The organism is Mesorhizobium sp. C399B (genome assembly GCF_030323185.1).
Taxonomy (GTDB): Bacteria; Pseudomonadota; Alphaproteobacteria; order Rhizobiales; family Rhizobiaceae; genus Mesorhizobium.
In genome coordinates this window covers 4,428,723-4,441,665 of sequence record NZ_CP100472.1, presented here as the reverse complement: position 1 = coordinate 4,441,665, position 12,943 = coordinate 4,428,723, and the positions used below count along the sequence as shown (strand labels likewise).

Annotated in this window: 8 protein-coding genes and 1 pseudogene; all 9 read right to left on the bottom strand. The window is 61.9% G+C overall.

The window, feature by feature from the left end; all coding sequences use genetic code 11:
• Positions 1-54: 54 nt before the first annotated feature.
• A complete protein-coding gene (locus tag NLY36_RS21180) occupies positions 55-1,755 on the bottom strand; it encodes a peptide ABC transporter substrate-binding protein (RefSeq protein ID WP_023737268.1) in 1,701 nt (566 codons plus the stop codon).
• Between the two features lie 121 nt (positions 1,756-1,876).
• Positions 1,877-2,896, bottom strand: a complete 1,020-nt coding sequence (locus NLY36_RS21175; RefSeq protein WP_023737267.1) for an ABC transporter ATP-binding protein — start codon at positions 2,894-2,896, stop codon at positions 1,877-1,879.
• The gene (locus NLY36_RS21170) at positions 2,886-3,911 is read right to left on the bottom strand and encodes an ABC transporter ATP-binding protein (RefSeq protein ID WP_245260348.1); all 1,026 of its coding nucleotides are present in this window, start codon (positions 3,909-3,911) and stop codon (positions 2,886-2,888) included. Before NLY36_RS21170 ends, NLY36_RS21175 begins: the two co-directional genes overlap by 11 nt.
• Before the next feature lie 418 nt (positions 3,912-4,329).
• Positions 4,330-5,526 (bottom strand): IS256 family transposase, encoded by a 1,197-nt coding sequence (locus tag NLY36_RS21165; RefSeq protein ID WP_286461374.1) that lies wholly within the window; start codon positions 5,524-5,526, stop codon positions 4,330-4,332.
• Between the two features lie 283 nt (positions 5,527-5,809).
• Positions 5,810-7,151 (bottom strand): annotated as a pseudogene (locus NLY36_RS21160) (IS1380 family transposase).
• 660 nt (positions 7,152-7,811) lie between these two features.
• Entirely contained in the window at positions 7,812-8,894 is a 1,083-nt protein-coding gene (locus tag NLY36_RS21155; RefSeq protein WP_031249513.1) for a M24 family metallopeptidase, read from the bottom strand.
• A 239-nt stretch (positions 8,895-9,133) separates the two neighbouring features.
• Positions 9,134-9,640, bottom strand: coding sequence for an aminomethyltransferase family protein (locus NLY36_RS21150; RefSeq protein WP_023737307.1), 507 nt, complete (start codon positions 9,638-9,640; stop codon positions 9,134-9,136).
• Positions 9,633-12,671 carry a sarcosine oxidase subunit alpha family protein gene (locus tag NLY36_RS21145; protein WP_023737306.1) on the bottom strand — a complete coding sequence of 1,013 codons (3,039 nt, stop codon included), beginning with the start codon at positions 12,669-12,671 and terminating at the stop codon, positions 9,633-9,635. Before NLY36_RS21145 ends, NLY36_RS21150 begins: the two co-directional genes overlap by 8 nt.
• The gene (locus NLY36_RS21140; RefSeq protein WP_023737305.1) at positions 12,668-12,934 is read right to left on the bottom strand and encodes a sarcosine oxidase subunit delta; all 267 of its coding nucleotides are present in this window, start codon (positions 12,932-12,934) and stop codon (positions 12,668-12,670) included. Before NLY36_RS21140 ends, NLY36_RS21145 begins: the two co-directional genes overlap by 4 nt.
• Positions 12,935-12,943: the final 9 nt, after the last annotated feature.

The following is a 12,943-nucleotide window of genomic DNA, read 5'->3' as shown; positions in this document are numbered from 1 at the left end:
GATAATGCCAGGACATGGAAAGCCAAGCGCCCTTACAAGAACGCGCAGGTAATCTTACTTTTTGCGATACCAGTCCTGAGCGTTCCACAACTCAGAATCCCATGCGTTCATGGCGGAACCGCCCAGCGTGTTGGAGAGCCCCGAGACGTTGGCGCGCCAGACCAGCGGCATGATCGCGTAACTGTCTGCGAGCACGGTATCGAGCTTCTTCACTATCTCGCTGCGCTTCTTGATGTCAGCAGTACGGCCGAGTTCTGTCACTAGCGTCTCGTAGTCCTTGTCGCAGTAGCGAGGCATGTTCCAGCCTTGCCACTGGTTGTCCGGCCCCGGAACTTGGCTGCAGGTGAAGGTTTTTACATATGAGCCAAGATCGGTACCGCTAGCGTAGTTGGTCCACATCTGGACGTCGGCATAGAACCTCTGGGCTGTGTTCGGACTAGTTGAATCGCTGCCGAACAAGACAGAAGTGTCGAGGCTCTTTAATTCAACGTCGACGCCGATCTCGCGCCACCACTGCTTAATGATCGCCTGGAACTGGTTGCGTATCGAGTTGGTCGTCGTCACGAAGGTGAGCTTCAGCTTCTTGCCGTCCTTCTCCCGGATTCCATCGGGACCCGGGTTCCAGCCCGCCTCATCAAGAAGCTTCACGGCACCCGGAATATCCTGCTTCAGGCACTCCGTATTGCCGGCGGCGAAGTTTGCCGGCGCCGGAATCCAGTCACAAGTGGGCTTACCCATCGAGCCGTAGCCGATCTCGCTCAACTTCGCGCGGTCTAGTGCCATCGACAAAGCCTCGCGCACGCGAACATCGCTTAGGATCGGGTTTGGATGCTTGGCCGTCGAACGCTCGTCCGGCGGGAGACTGGGCGAGGGATCGGTCAGGTTCATGAAGAGGGTTTCGACCCACGTCCCGTAGGACGAGAGCACCTTGCCCTTGCCCGCTTTCGCCATTTTGCTCAGCACGTCCGGAGCGAGCTGCACGTTTAAGGCATAGTCATATTCGCCCGTCTGCAGCACTGCACGGGCCGCCCCGAGCGCATCGCCCCCGCCCTTGTAGTTGACCTCGGCGACAGCGGGCTTGTTCGAATCCCGGTAGTTCGGGTTGGCCTTAAGCTGGATCGCGTCACTCGGCTTGAAGTTGGTGACGACAAACGGCCCAGTGCCGACCGGATAGAAATTGGCTTGCGTGCAGGTCGGGGCCTTGGCGCCGAGGCAATCGGTGAACTGCCTGGCCTGGATGATTGGAGAGCTCGCGCTGACAAAGAGAGTATAGGGGACTGCTGTCGGCTCTTTGAAGGCTACTTCGACGGTCAGGTCTTCCAGCGCCTCGACCTTGTCGACGCCCTCGAATCTAAAAAGTTGGGTGCAGCCGCCCTTTGGGTCCATGCAGTAGTTTGCGGTGAAGACCACGTCCTTCGCGGTAACGGGCGTGCCATCCGACCATTTTAGACCAGGCTTCAGTGTCCAGGTGATCGACTTCAGATCCTTCGAGACGCCGCCGTTCTCAATGGTCGGGATATCCGCCGCAAGCCGCGGGAAAAGCTCGCCGTTCTCGTCATAGCCGGCTAACGGCTCGAGCACCAGCGAGGCAGGAATGGTGTCATTGTCGCTTCCCGAGAGGTAAGGATTCATCATCGACGGTGCCTGCCAATTCAGGATGTTGACGGCGCCGTCTGCGCCGCGTTCGGCAAATGCAGACGTAACCAGTAGGGTCACTATGGCCCCCGCTACTAGAAAGGGTTTCAATCCAGACATGTTGTTTTCCTCGTTTTTAACCTCGGCATGGCTTATTCCGGCCTTGTTGCCCACGCCAAATCCGTCATCTTGCGATCGCGGACGCGCGAGCCTTCCTGCGAGGGATCTCGCTTCCCCTGCTTCACTCGGCCCTATGGCAAGCGACCCATCGGTCGCCGGCCACCTTTCGCCAAGCTGGTTGCTCTGACGCGCACCGGTCGAACGCGACCGGGCAGCGGGTACGAAATCGACACCCCGAAGGCGGATTGGCCGGGCTCGGCACATCGCCCGCCAGGACGATGCGCTGGCGCGCACGTTCGACGCCCGGATCCGGCACCGGGACCGCAGAGAGCAACGCCTTCGTGTAGGGATGCATTGGGTCTTTGTAGATGAGGGCGCGGGGGCCGAGCTCCATCACCTTGCCCAGATACATCACCGCCACATCGTCACAAAGGTGACGGACCATTGAAAGATCGTGGCTGATAAAGAGGTATGTTAGCGAGAACTGTTCCTGAAAATCTTTGAGGAGATTGACCACCTGGGCTTGGATGGAGACATCCAAGGCGGCGATAGGCTCATCGCAGACAATGAAGTCCGGATTGAGCGCGAGCGCCCTGGCGATCCCAATGCGCTGGCGCTGGCCGCCAGAAAATTCGTGCGGATAGCGGTTGGCGAACCTCGGATTGAGACCGACGGAATCGAGCAACTCGCGAATCCGCCTTTCCTTTTCCCTGCCTTTCAGTACGCCGTGCTCGTTCAGCGGTTCGGCAACAATGGAGCCGACGGTCATGCGCGGATTGAGACATGCCTGCGGATCCTGGAAGATCATCTGCATGCGCGGGCGGATCCGGCGCAGTTTGTTGCCTTCCAGATGCGTGATGTCTTCGCCATCAAACACGATGCGGCCCCCGGTAATGTCGCAAAGGCGCAAGATGGCACGCCCTGTGGTCGACTTGCCGCAGCCGCTCTCGCCCACAAGCCCGAGCGTCTGGCCGCGCCTGACTTCCAGATTTACGCCGTCCAGCGCTCTGATGGCGCCAGCCTGGCGCCCGAAGACACCCTGATGGGTCGGGTAGTGCACGGCCAGGTCACTGACGCGGAGCAGGACGTCGTCCCGGCCAGGCTGTGCGTCTCTGGTGAGGATACTTGGCTCAGACATCATCGCGCGGCCTCTGCTCGGTCACGTCCCACCAGCAGGCAGCTTCGTGACCTTCTCGCACCGGCATCAGGGGCGGCCTCTCGACGCGGCAGCGATCGAAAACATGCGGACACCGTGGTGCGAAGGGGCAGCTCGTCGGAAAGGCGGTAAAGTGTGGCGGCTGGCCGACGACACTCTTCAATCGCTCCTGTCCCGCCTGGTCGGGTCTCGGCAACGTCTCCATAAGCGCGCGCGTATAGGGATGACGGGGATTTGCGTAGAGATCGTCGACAGGGGCGCACTCGACAATGAGTCCGCCGTACATGACCATCACCCGATCGGCGATCCCGGCCACCACACCGAGATCATGCGTAATCCAGATGATGCTCATGCCGATTTCCTGGCGGAGCTTCTTGACGAGTTCCAGGATCTGGGCCTGGATCGTTACGTCAAGCGCCGTCGTCGGCTCATCGGCGATGAGAACTTTTGGCTCGCAGGCAAGTGCAATAGCGATCATCACCCGCTGGCGCATCCCGCCGGAGAACTGGTGGGGATAGTCGTTTATCCTGTCCTGTGGCGAGGGTATGCCGACCCGGGAGAGAAGCTCGATCGCACGCTTGCGCGCCTCGCTACGGCTGAGAACGAAATGCTTCCGCAACGGCTCCATCAGCTGGTAGCCGACCGTCAAGACCGGGTTGAGCGACGTCATCGGATCCTGGAAGATGAACCCAACCTCGCCGCCACGGACCTTACGCATTTCGCTCGGGTCGAGCGACAAAAGATCCCGGTACCCGAGACGCACCCTTCCAGACACGATTTCGGCGGGCGGCGACGGCAGAAGCTTCATGAGCGACATCATCGTAACGCTCTTGCCAGAACCGCTTTCACCGACAACGCCCAGCAGCTCGCCGGGCTGCAGTTCAAAGCTGATGCCGTTAACGGCGTGGATCGTGGTGCCGCGGGTCCTGAAAACAATCCGCAGATCCGACACCTGCAAGACCGGCGCGTCGTTTATTCTGCGCGATGTCGGCTCCACCAAAGCTACCCCCCTCGGGTTCACCGAACACCCTCCACCTGAACCCGGATTGCTCGGCCCGTCTCGTATCAAGCTGTACCGCGCGTGTTTCACGCTGAACAGGCAACTGAAGCAATAGTTAACCCTCCCCTTTTCTTTCCGATTATTGGCGGGGCTTTCCTTTCGATTATGGCGCGATGAGCGAACTTCATTCGCGTCTTCCATTGACCATCAACAGACGGGCGACCTGAGTCAATTGCAGCTTTTATATTGTCGTCATCTAAAAGCGAGATGGGTCGAGCCTATCGGATAAGCGCGATTAGGGTGTGGGGAGGTGAGCGTGCCGCTGGTGCGGTTCGCTCTTGATGATTGCGGTCGAGCTCGTCGCGGATGGGGGGTTGTGTGCGTCAAGTTCTGCAAAATGGGGCGGCCATGATGCTGGTCATGCGGCTTGGCGCAGAGCGAGCTTCTTGTGCTCGCGCAGGTCGTCCATGTTGAGGTATCGGTTGGCCTCCATCCAGTTTTCTTTGGTCTCGACGGCCAAGGCCCTGACCAGGCGCAGGCAGCTTTCGGCGTTTGGGAAGATGCGCACGACATAGGTGCGCCGGCGGATTTCCTCGTTGAGCCGTTCGAGCATGTTGGTGGACTTTAGATGCTTGTGGTGCTGTCTCGGCAGCCTGAAGAAGGTCAGGGTTTGTCCGATCGCGTCCTCGGCCCAGCCTGTCAGGCGCGGATAGCGTGCCGACCATTTGGCAAGCCATGCGGCAAGATCAGCCCTGGCCTCTGCGAGATCGCGCCGGTCGTAGAGCCAGCGCAATTCCTGCAGGCAGTCGTCGCCGTGCTTCCTCGGCAGATGATCGAGCGCGTTCCTGAGGAAGTGCACGTAGCAGCGTTGCCAGGCGGCTTCGGGGATCACCTCGCCGATCGCTGCCACCAGGCCGGCGGGATCGTCGGACACGACCAACTCAACGCCCTTGAGGCCGCGCGCCTTGAGGCCGACGAGGAAGTCCCTCCAGGCCGAGCGGCTCTCGCGATTGACCATCTCCACGGCCAGGATCTGGCGCCTTCCGTCCCAGTCGATACCGACCGCGATCAGCACCGCCTGGCTCATGACAACACCGGCTTCACGCACCTTCTCGTAGCGCGCATCGAGGATGAGGTAAGGAAACGGCTCTTGAAGGGGGCGCCTAGCAAAGGCAGCGAGGCTCTCGTCCAGCCGCTTGTTGATGGCCGAGATCGACGAGGCCGAGAAGGCATGGCCGCACAGTTCTTCCGTGATCGCCTTCACCTTGCGGGTCGACACGCCCTGGACATACATCTCGGCCAGCGTCGCCACCAAGGCCCGCTCGGAACTCTGGTAGCGCTCGAACAGCTCGGTGGAGAAGCGCCCGGCACGGTCCTGCGGAACCCGCAGCTCGAGCTTGCCGACGCGCGTCACAAGGATGCGGCCGTAATAGCCCGAGCGATAGCCAAGCCCTTCGGGCGTGCGCTCGCTCTTCGAGGCACCCAGCGCCTCGTCCATCTCGGCTTCAAGCACCTCCTGCATCACCGCACGGAGCACTTCGTGCAATCCATCCGGGTTCGAAAGCAAAATGTCTTTGACGGCAGCGCTGGCGGTCTTAACTTCAGTCTTGGTCATGGTGGCGTTCCTTCGCGGGAATCGGTGACGTGAACAATCACCAGCCTGCCATGACCGCCCCCTCTCAGCGAATTTGCAGAACTCTCAGCACACTACCTGATGGGGGTGAGCTTCCTCGGCTTCGTTTCTAGCCCGTCTTATTCATGACGGATCTGGGTTTGTTTGCCGCTGAGCGGCGGACAGGTGGCGGCTCGGCGTCTTTTTCACCGCGGCTGTGTCTGGACTTGTGAACGCGCTGGAGGGTGGAAGCTGTGTGGTTCGGCGGGGCCCGCTGCCCCGGCGGTCATGGTCCTGCCGGTAGCAGATTGCTGGCGATCGCCCGGAACAGACTTGCCTCGGGACAGGCGGCGGCGAAGGCCAGGCGGATGCGCGAGACGGTTTCGATGACGCGGGCGCCGAGCTTGAGCAGCCTGAGCCGCAGCGTAGCGAACTCGGCGTTGCGCAGATGATGGGTCGTGGGCACCGCCTCGCGCAGGTGAGCATTAACCAGTATGCGGCGGTGTGCAGGACAAGACGGCCCTGATTGGCAATCGGTGAGCGGCAGGAGGTGCGGTCGGAGGCGAGTTGGCTCTTGTGCATCTTGATCAGGTTTTCGGCCTGGCCGCGGGCGCAGTAGATCACGTCGTAGATGTGCTCGGCGGAGCCTTTGTCGAGATTGGTGACGACGAAGCGGATGTCGAGGCCGAGGGTGGTTGCCTCGATGCGAGCGCAGGTGCGGCGTTCGGCCTTCCAGGACTTCGCCTTGTAGCGGGTCTCGGCATAGCCGCGCAGCACAGACTTGCGCTCGAGCGCGCGGCGGGTGCGGATGTCGTCGGCGCTCTCGTCGACGAGCCGCTGCAGAACCTTGTTGCCGGGTAGGCCGAAGAGGTAGTCGATCGCATTGTTCTCGCACCAGGCCATGACTTGCGCCCGGCCGTAATGGCTGTCGCCACGGATCAGGATGCGGGTGGTCGGCCAGCGCGCGCGGATGCGGCGCACGAGACGGCGCAGATGGCCGCGGATCTCCTTGCCCGTCGGGGTCTTGCCAGGACGCAGGATCATCGCGACCGGACGTCCTGTCGCGGCGTCGTAGATGTGGATCGGCAGGAAGCAACGCTCGTCGTAGTGGGCGTTGAAGAGCGAGAGCTGCTGATGGCCGTGAACGACATCCAGCGTATCATCGATGTCGAGCGTGACGCTTTTCGGCGGCGCGGCATAGCTCGACAGCCACAGATCGACCAGCACCCAGCCGAGCCGGATGACGGTCCTGAGGTCGGGCAGGTTCTCCAGCCGCGAACAGGTCGGCTGCGAGCACAGATCAATCCCGCTGTCGGGCAGCCGCCCGCAGGCGAGCTTGAAGGCCGGATCGGTGCGCAGCCGGTCGAGATCGTTGGCATCCTCGTAGCCGCAGGCGATGGCAAAGATCCGGGCACGCAGGATGTCGGCCATAGCGTGCGTCACGCGCGCTGGATCGCGCGGATCGTGGATCGCAGCGGCCAGCCTGTCGCCAGTTGCAGGCGTCGCTCGGCCGCGGCCAAAAGCATGACGCCGCCATCCGAGGTGATGCGTCCGCCGTCAAACGCAGCTGTGACCTTCTTGCGTCCGACGGCTGGAAAAGACAGCGGCAGCAACGTATCCACGGTCATGGCGGGTGTGGCTCGCGAGATGCGGTGGAAGGGTTGGCCTAAGCAACCGAATCCTACGCCAAATCAATCGCTTAGCTACATCCGCCAGCCTCAAAGCCCCATCGTCGTGCATAAGACGGGCTAGTGACAAGCGTCAGCGATCGATCAGTTCATCGATCGCCTTATCGGACGCTGAGCGTCTTGGGCTGGCACTTGCATGCAGCATTTCCTGCTTGGTCACGTAGCCGATCGCGATCACTTTCCCGTCACTTCTTCGCTGTCGCGGGGGCACGATCCCCCGCGAGGCCGACCGTGACGGGACGCGTCCGGGCCGGCCGAACCGCTAGGCCGCATCGGCAGCCAAGGACGCGAGCGGGCTCCTGTGAAGCGAAGCAGCGCGAGGACGCCGCCGCAGGAGCGGGAAAAAGAGCAGGCGACGACGTTTCAGGGTGGGCCGGAACCGCTGTAGTCGCATCAGCAGGTCCAGATCTCTGCCTGCACCACGACGCCGAGCCAAGGGCAGTGGTCGGCTCGGCCACCCACTAGCCGTGTCTTGTTGAACGCTTCCTCAAAAAGGTCGCCCGCGCGAAACAAGTGTTAGACGCACAACCAGCACAGCTTGGTGATGTTACATGCCGGCGCAACGTATTGGCGCTACGCCGGCATTGCAATCCTGAAAAGTCAGCAATTTACCAGCAGGTCGCGGGACATGCTGCTTAGCGACTTCGCGCCATTCTCGGTCACTCGGACAGTCTCACTGAAGACGTAGCCGTCCTCCTTCTCAAAAATGCCGATGAGGACGTGGAAGGTCATGTTGGGTTCAATCACGGTGTCGTCGTCCTCCTGGAAGCTGATTCCGCTGTCGACCCAACCGTGGCCGATGGAATAGCCGCTCCTGGATTCCTTACGCACGCCGTATGGATTAAAGGCGCGCTGGAACGCTTGCGAAACTTCAGAGCACGTTACTCCGGGCCGTATCGTTTCGACCTCTGCGAGAAAGCCGTCCAAAGCGGCTTGATGTAAGTGCTGAGCCCGAGCGGTCGGCTCCCCCAAAAATACCGTCCGTGACAAGGCGCAGACATAGCGGTGTCGGAAGGCGCCAATTTCGATATTAGTCTGACAGCCCATCTTATAGCTTGCGTCGGACCACGAAAGATGCGGCGCGTTGGCGGGAGAGCCAACCGGCATATACGGAAATTGGCAAACACCCCCGGGGATTTCCGGAGTTCCCTTGATCAAAGCATGCGTTACCGCCGCCCCTACGTCGCATTCGCGCGCGCCTAGTGCAATCTCCAGCCGGCCCACCTGCATGGCCCTATCAACAATCTTGCCGGCTTGCTCCATGTACGCAAGCTCAGCTGGTGATTTTACCTTCTTCAGCTTAGCAATCATCCCATCGGCATCGATGAACTTCGATGAGTCCAGGCTGTTACCGAGGGCGGCATGGTCTTTCACTCCAAACGTCTTGGCCGTCAGTTCGACCCCGATTCGGCTCGACTTAGTGCGCTCGCGGATTAGATCGCCAATCGGCTCCCATGCCGTCCGTTGGCTCGATCCAATGTACTTTTCGGGATAACTGAGGATGCGTGATTCCGGCAGGTACGATGTGGGCGTTGCACACAAAGTGTCCATTTCGCGCACGATCAGCCACGGATCTTCCTCTTCTTGACACACGAGAGCGAGCTGCGGAACGTAATCCGAGTATCCGTCATAGCCGGTGAGATAGTTCATATTATTCTCGTCCATGACAAGCAGCGCGTCCATTCCACGCGCCGCCATTTGCTGTCGCAGCCGAGCAGTGCGCTCGCGGTATTCCTGCTGACTAAATCCAGGTACGCGTCCCTGTTGACTAGATGTAGGCATAAGCAGCTTTCTCCTATCTTTGGTTAAATGTCGATCGCAGGAGGCGATCAATTGGTTTTGCTTTCTTAAAAGGCGCCCTGAACCGCGATCGTACATTTGGCTAGGTGGGTAGGCCACGTCGCCCGGTTCGAGGCGGTAAGTCAGGTAGCGGCCGCGGAGGCGTCGGCAATCCACTCCATCAGGCCCTTGCTGAGGCTGCGCGGGACGAGGAGGTCGCATTCGAACCCGCTCCTGCGCAGCAGCAGCACCGGCATGCGATCGAGACCCGTCTGGACTGCCCGTCCATCTCCCAGTGTCTCCCAATCCGCCGCGACACACCGCTCCAGCACCTGTTTGAGGCCCCTGCCGGACAGCCGGAGCCGAATCCTGCCCTCGCCGAGTTGGAGTGCGCAGCCGAGTTCCGCGTCGATGTCGAGAACAGGCGGCGGGCCGTCGCAAAGCAGCCAAAACCGACGCGGCGCAATCCGAATGACGAGCTCATCGTCATGACGAGCAGTGTCGCCGACCTTGTTGGGCAGAGGCCCGCCCAGCATCCTATTCAGTACCACCTCAAATTGTGCCATCGCGCCATCCCAGCCCTCGAGTTGGAGGATAGAGCAGTCATAAGCCGCCATCTCGAACCCGGCCATGTTCGAACCATCAGCCATGCAGCCGCTCTCCCTTCGGGTCCAGGAATATAGGCGAGACTATCCGGGCCCGAACCGTCTGGCCCTTCATGGGATAAGTTGCGACGATCTCGGTGCCCTCCTCCGCGGCATTCCGGGCAAGCAGTCCCAGCCCGACCCACGCGTCCAGCGTGGGGCTGTAGGTCACCGAGGTGATGCGGCCGAGACCGTGGCCATGGATCGGCTCGCCAGGCCTGAACAGGATCGAGCCGCCGCGCAATGGCTTGCCCGGCTCGAGGCTGCGCAGCCCGACTAGCCGCGGGCGCGCCGGGTCGCTGAAGGCTTCGCGGCGGCCAAGCACCTCGCCCACATAGCCGCTGCGCTTGCCCGCCATGCGGCTGAGCCCGAGGTCGTCGAGCGTCGTCCTGCCGTCGATCTCCGGTCCCGCGACATGCCCCTTCTCGACGCGCAGGGCGCCCAGGGCCTCGACGCCGTAAGGCTTCTGGCCAAAAGGCGCGCCGGCCTCTATTAGCCGGCACCACACCTCCTTGCCCCCCCTCGCGCCGGCATAGATCTCGTAAGCCCGCTCGCCGGAAAAGCTGAGGCGGATGATGCGCAAGGGCCAGCCGTTATACTTTGCCTCGATCAGTCCCATATGCGGCAGCGCCGCGTTGGAGACGTCGAGGTCGGGAAACGCGGCGGCGAGGATATCGCGGCTCTTCGGACCGGCAACCGACATCGCAGCCCATTCGTCGCTGACCGAGGTCACCGACACGCGCAGGTCTGGCCAGGCGGTGTCGAGCAGGAATTCGAGCCGGGCCATTACGTCCGCGGCGTTCGCGGTCGATGTCGTCATAAGAAAGTGCCGCTCGCCGAGTCGGGTCGTTGTGCCATCGTCGAAGACGATGCCGTCGTCGCGCAGCATGATGCCGTAGCGCGCGCGGCCGATCGCCAGCTTGGCAAACCCATTGACATAGACGCGGTCGAGGAAGTTGGCGGCGTCCGGCCCTTGTATGTCGATCTTGCCGAGCGTGGAGATGTCCATCAGCCCTGCCGCCTTGCGCACCATCCGCATCTCCGCGACATAGGCCTCGTCCACATCGCGGCCGGAAGCAAGGTAGAACCAGGGCCGTATCCAGGCGCCGGTCTCAAGCATCTGCGCGCCGTTGGCGACATGCCAGTCATGCATTGGCGTGCGCCGGAACGGCTTGTGAAGATGGCTCTGGCTGCGCCCAGCCAGCGCACCAACGGCAACTGGGGTATAGGGAGGCCGAAATGTAGTCGTGCCAAGGTCCGGAACCGCCATCCCGCGCAGACCGGCCATGGCGGAAATCGCGCTGAGATTGCTTGTCTTGCCCTGATCGGTGCCCATCCCAAGCGTCGTATAGCGCTTCAGATGCTCGACCGACTCATACCCCTCACGATGCGCCAGCGCGACGTCACTTACGGTTACGTCCATCTGCAGGTCGATAAAGGCCTTGCCTTTGGCAAGTTCCGCCTTTGGGTTCCCGAACCCCCTCTGCGCCGATCGAAGGGGGAAACTATGCTCCGGCCGCCTAGCCTGGCTACCATCCTTTCCCTCCACGAAGTGAGGCGCAACGAGCGGGCTATCATTAGGTCCAGCGTCGTCGAGGCTAAAGGGCGGCTGGACTGATTTCGTTGCGCCGCAGAACGCAGCTGCCTCTGCCCCCGCGCTATGCCCCTCCTCGATGGCGCCGGCTGTGATGAAGCCTCCTGTCATAGCACCGGCCACGAACTGCCCCGCTCCGAGCTTTCCGGGAACGAAAGCGTTTATGTCCTCGCGATATAGGGGCCTCACCCCAAGATGGGAGGTCAGATGCACCGTCGGCGACCAACCGCCCGAGAGCACGACCAGGTCGCATTCCAGCGTAATCGTACCGCCCGGTTCGGAAAGCGTAACAGCGCGTACGGCATAACGCCCCAATGCATTGGAGATCAGCGATTTCCTGCGGACGGCAATGCCCCAGTGGCGCGCCTGTTCCAAAAGTTCATGTGTCGGTTCCGCGCGGCTGTCGGCTATTGTCACTTCGGCCCGGGCTGCCGCAAGGTCAAAGGCTGCGGAATAGGCGCTGTCGTTGTCGGTTGCGACCATCACTCTCGTACCCGCAAGTACGGCAAAGCGGTTCAGATAGGTCCGCGCCGCGGAGGCCAGCATGATGCCGGGCCGATCATTGTTGGTGAAGGTAAGCGGCCGCTCGATCGAGCCCGTAGCGTAGACGATCGTTTTCGCCCGCAAAAGCGCCATTATCTGGCGCGCCTCGCCTTTCGCCGGATCGGTGGTTGCTGAGCCGTGCCGCTCCACCAGCCCGAGCACATTGCTGTCATAGGCACCGAACGCGGTGGTGCGCGTCATCATCGAAACATTCGACATGTCGGCGAGCCGTGCGAGCGTCACGGAAAGCCAGGCCCGGGCCTCGCCGTCCGCCGGCTCCGACAAAAGACAGCCCCCCGCCACAAAATCCTGCTCAACGAGAACCACCCTGGCGCCCGCCTCGCCCGCAGCAAGCGCGGCCGAAAGTCCCGCCGGGCCGGCCCCGATCACCGCCACATCGGCGAACAGATGACGGATTTCGTAGCGGTCAGGATCGGGCTCTATCCCCGCGCGGCCGAGCCCCGCCGCCTTGCGGATGAAGTGCTCGTAAAACATCCAGGCCCGCCGGGTCGGACCCATGAAGGTCTTGTAGTAGAAGCCCGCCGACAGGAACGGCGAGAACAAGCCGTTGATGCCTTGAACGTCGAACTTGAGAGATGGCCAGCGGTTCTGGCTTTCGGCAACCAGGCCGTCCGCCAGTTCCACCGTGGTCGCCGGCAGATTCGGTTCGCGCCGCCCGCCGGTTCCCAAAGTCATGAGCGCATTCGGCTCCTCGGGCCCGGCCGAATAGATTCCGCGCGGGCGGTGATACTTGAAACTGCGGCCGACGAGGCTCACGCCGTTCGCCAGCAGCGCCGACGCGAGCGTGTCGCCGCGGAAACCAGCCATCGCCTTCCCGTCGAAGGTGAACGCAACCGGCTGCGAACGATCAATCAGCCCGCCTTCGTTGAGCCGCCTCATGCGCGCGCCTCCCGTGCGGACCGCGCCAAGGAAATCTCGTGGTTGCGTGTATCGCGCCCGACCACCAACCATTGACGGCAGCCCATCACGTGCTGCCAGTACTCGCGATGCGGGCCGGCCGGGTTCTCGCGCACGAAGACGTAACGGTACCAGGCCTCGAAATCCGCGTCGTCGTGGACAGGACGGATGACCGACGCGTCACCACCGTAGCGGAACTCGTCGTGGTCGCGCAGACCGCAGTAGGGACATTCGATGCGTAGCATGGTCTTGGG